4 protein-coding genes are annotated in these 3230 nt (G+C 49.5%); all 4 read left to right on the top strand.

Annotated features, from left to right (window positions below):
• Positions 1–134 precede the first annotated feature (134 nt).
• The gene (locus IJN28_02805; protein ID MBQ6712702.1) at positions 135–1124 is read left to right on the top strand and encodes a hypothetical protein; all 990 of its coding nucleotides are present in this window, start codon (positions 135–137) and stop codon (positions 1122–1124) included.
• 21 nt (positions 1125–1145) lie between these two features.
• Positions 1146–1559 carry an OmpH family outer membrane protein gene (locus IJN28_02800; GenBank protein ID MBQ6712701.1) on the top strand — a complete coding sequence of 138 codons (414 nt, stop codon included), beginning with the start codon at positions 1146–1148 and terminating at the stop codon, positions 1557–1559.
• An 18-nt stretch (positions 1560–1577) separates the two neighbouring features.
• Positions 1578–2600, top strand: coding sequence for a UDP-3-O-(3-hydroxymyristoyl)glucosamine N-acyltransferase (gene lpxD / locus IJN28_02795; protein MBQ6712700.1), 1023 nt, complete (start codon positions 1578–1580; stop codon positions 2598–2600).
• Positions 2601–2614: 14 nt separating this feature from the next.
• Positions 2615–3230, top strand: a 616-nt coding sequence (locus IJN28_02790) for a YjbH domain-containing protein (protein ID MBQ6712699.1), incomplete at its 3' end; no start/stop codon positions are given.

The following is a 3230-nucleotide window of genomic DNA, read 5'->3' as shown; positions in this document are numbered from 1 at the left end:
ATATTACGCAAGAGGTCGTGAAAAACTTCAAATAATCAAGCAAGCATTATGCGGCCCCGTAAAAAATAATTCTTGCAATGTTTCGGTGCCGAGCAGGGTATCCTGCTCGGCACTTTATTAGGAAGGGTGATTCAATGAACAATCGAACGAAGATTGGGATTGCGATCGTCACTGCTCTTATCATCGGGGTTGGCGGATATTTCGGAATGGGAAACTTTTCGATACCGTCAAGCGGTCAAGAAGCCCAAACGAAAATGGTAAGTGCCGAAAAGTTCGGTGTCCTTGAATCGATGCGTGCCGTGAAGGCACATCCGCGATATGGTGAGATAGAGGCGCTCGAACGAGAGATAACCGAGCTGCAACAAAATATGAAAGCAAAGCTTGAGCGCGGTAAGATGATGACGATGTCGTCCGGGCTTCAGATGGAAGTATCACAAAGTATGACGGCAGGTCAGCAGGCACTCTATGCCGAAGCGAATCAAAAAGTCGCTGCCAAAGAAACGGAGCTCAACAAACGTTTGGCGGAAGCTGATCTTGCCAAACGAAAAGCGGCAAGTGAAGAATTTGCAAAACTGCGCAGTCAGATCACGGATGAATACAAATTGCCGATCTTCAACATCAAGTTGAAACTCGAAACGCTGAAAATATCCGATGAAGAGCGTGCTTCCTTGGAAAAACAGATGCAGTCGCTCAAACAGGAAGAAGATGCCAAATTGGGTGCAGCTTATCAGTCGATCGCAAGAAAAATGACGGAAGAAATGATGGCAGAACAAAAAGCTGCTTCTGAAGAGATGCAGGCCTACGTTCAGCAGATCGGTGAAGAATACAGCCTTATGACATCTGCCAAAACAGGTCAGCCGAATGATGCGATGATGGCACAGCTCGATGAACTGAATCGCAAGCTGAAAGCCGACGTAGAGGCAAGTGAAAAGATATATAACGAAAAACGGAAACAACAAGAAGAGATCAAAAATATGATCTTGCGAGATATCAAGGCAGAAGTAGAGCGCATTGCGCTTGAACAAGAATTGACGATCGTACTTAGCGATGTTCGTGCGAATGTCACGGCTGTCGACATCACCGACGCGGTGATCGAGGCGTGCAAAAAGCAGGAACAACAGTAAGATGAATGGAGGAATATCAAGATGAAGATGAAAAAAGGATTGCTTGTTGGAATGGCATTGATGGGCACTTTACTCGTAGCAGGCTGCGGCTCCGAACCGCAATTCGGCGTATTGGACGGACAGCGTGTTATGGCAGAAAGTCCGAAGATCCAAGCGATCCAGCAGGAATTGACGACCAAAGGTGAAGCTTTGCAAGAACAGCTCCGCAAAGACCAGAAAACGATGTCCGCTGCACAGTTTGCAAAAAAACAAAAAGAAACGATGCAGGAATTCATGGTGATCAAAAAAGGTCTTGAAACACAGCTCGAAGCAACGATGGAAACAGCAACGAGTGAAGTTGCAGCTGAAAAGAAACTCAACTTGATCCTTTATAAACAGGGTGTTGCACAAGGCGGCATCGACGTAACCGATGATGTAATCAAAAAATTGCAGTAAAAAAGGAGGGGGTACATGATGAAAAAAACGTTAAAAGAAATCGCGGAAATGATCGGTGGCGTATGCTCTGATGCGCCGGAGTTGGAAATCCATGCACTGTCTGATATCGACCATGCAGGCCCGAATCATCTGACCTTTGCCGTTCCCCCTCATTTGGAAAAAGCAGAAGCTTCGAATGCAGGTGCCGTTATCATCGGCATGGACGTAGAAACGTTCGCCAAACCTGCGATTCGTGTCGCTAACCCGCGTGCGGCATTTGCACAGCTTCTTGCCGCGTTTTCGCCGCGCGCAGAAGTAAAACGCGGTATCCACCCGACTGCCGTGATCGGCGAAAATGTCAAGCTCGGTGAAAATGTTGCCATCATGGCATACGCTGTCCTCGATGATAATGTAACAGTCGGTGATAACACCGTTATCTATCCGCATACGTATGTCGGGGTCGGTGCCCAAATCGGTGCAGATACGATCCTCTATCCGAACGTGACGATCTACGAAAGCTGCCGTGTCGGTAACCGCAACATCATCCACAGCAGCACCGTTATCGGCGGTGACGGATTCGGTTTCGCTACGAAAGATGGTGTTCATCACAAAGTTCCGCAAATCGGCAACGTCATTTTGGAAGACGACGTTGAGATCGGTGCGCACGTCGGTATCGACCGTGCTGCCATGAACAGCACGATCGTTGGCAAAGGTACTAAGATCGACAACCTCGTTCATCTCGGCCATAACGTCGTATTGGGCGAAGGCTGTCTTGTTGTTGCGCAGACAGGCATCTCCGGCTCGACGATCGTCGGTCACCACGTTACCTTCGGCGGACAATGCGGTACCGTCGGTCATATCAACATCGGAAGCAACTCCGTGCTTGCGGCACGCAGTGGCCTTATTGCAGACGTACCGGAAAAATCGTTCTATGCAGGATTCCCGGCAGGCCCGCACGTCAACTGGCTCCGTCAGGAAGCATCGGCGCGTAAGGTTCCCGACCTTATTAAACAGGTAAAAAAATTGGAAAAACGATTGGCTGAACTCGAAAGCAAATCGTAATATTGGAGAACATGATGAAACGAACGATAACAGCCGTATGCGCGGCACTTCTTCTTACTGCCAATGCGGCACAAGCTGCTCCGACAGTGACAGGCTCGACGGGTATGCTCTATACACCGACAGCAGACGTTCTGCGTGACGGACATTTCTCGCTCGGATACCATCATCTTGAAGACGGTGATGCGTATACAGTCGGCTACGGTATGTCGAACGCTTGGGAGATCAGCGCGGCAACAGTTGACTATGACGGCGACCGCGGAAGAGATCTATACTTGAATACAAAATTCTCGCTCATGTCGGAGAATGTCGTTCGTCCCGGCATTGCAGTCGGGATGGAAGATGCCCTCGATGAATATGATCGAACATTCTATGCCGTAGCCAGCAAAGCCCTTCCACTTGGATTTCGTGTCCATGCAGGGATCGGTGACGGCCGCTTTGACGGCGTATTCGGCGGTATCGAAAAAACCTTCAATCCGCTCGGCGTCACGGGCAGAGCCATCTTCCCCGCAACCACACTCAGCGCGGAATACGATGGCGAAGAAATGATATACGGCCTTCGCCTTGCGATCGTCCCCGGACTCAAAGCACATGCCGCTTGGCGTGACGGCGATACGTATGTCGGATTGACCT

Source organism: Selenomonadales bacterium, from assembly GCA_017442105.1.
GTDB lineage: Bacteria > Bacillota > Negativicutes > RGIG982 > RGIG982 > RGIG982.
This window is presented reverse-complemented; position numbering and strand designations above follow the sequence as displayed.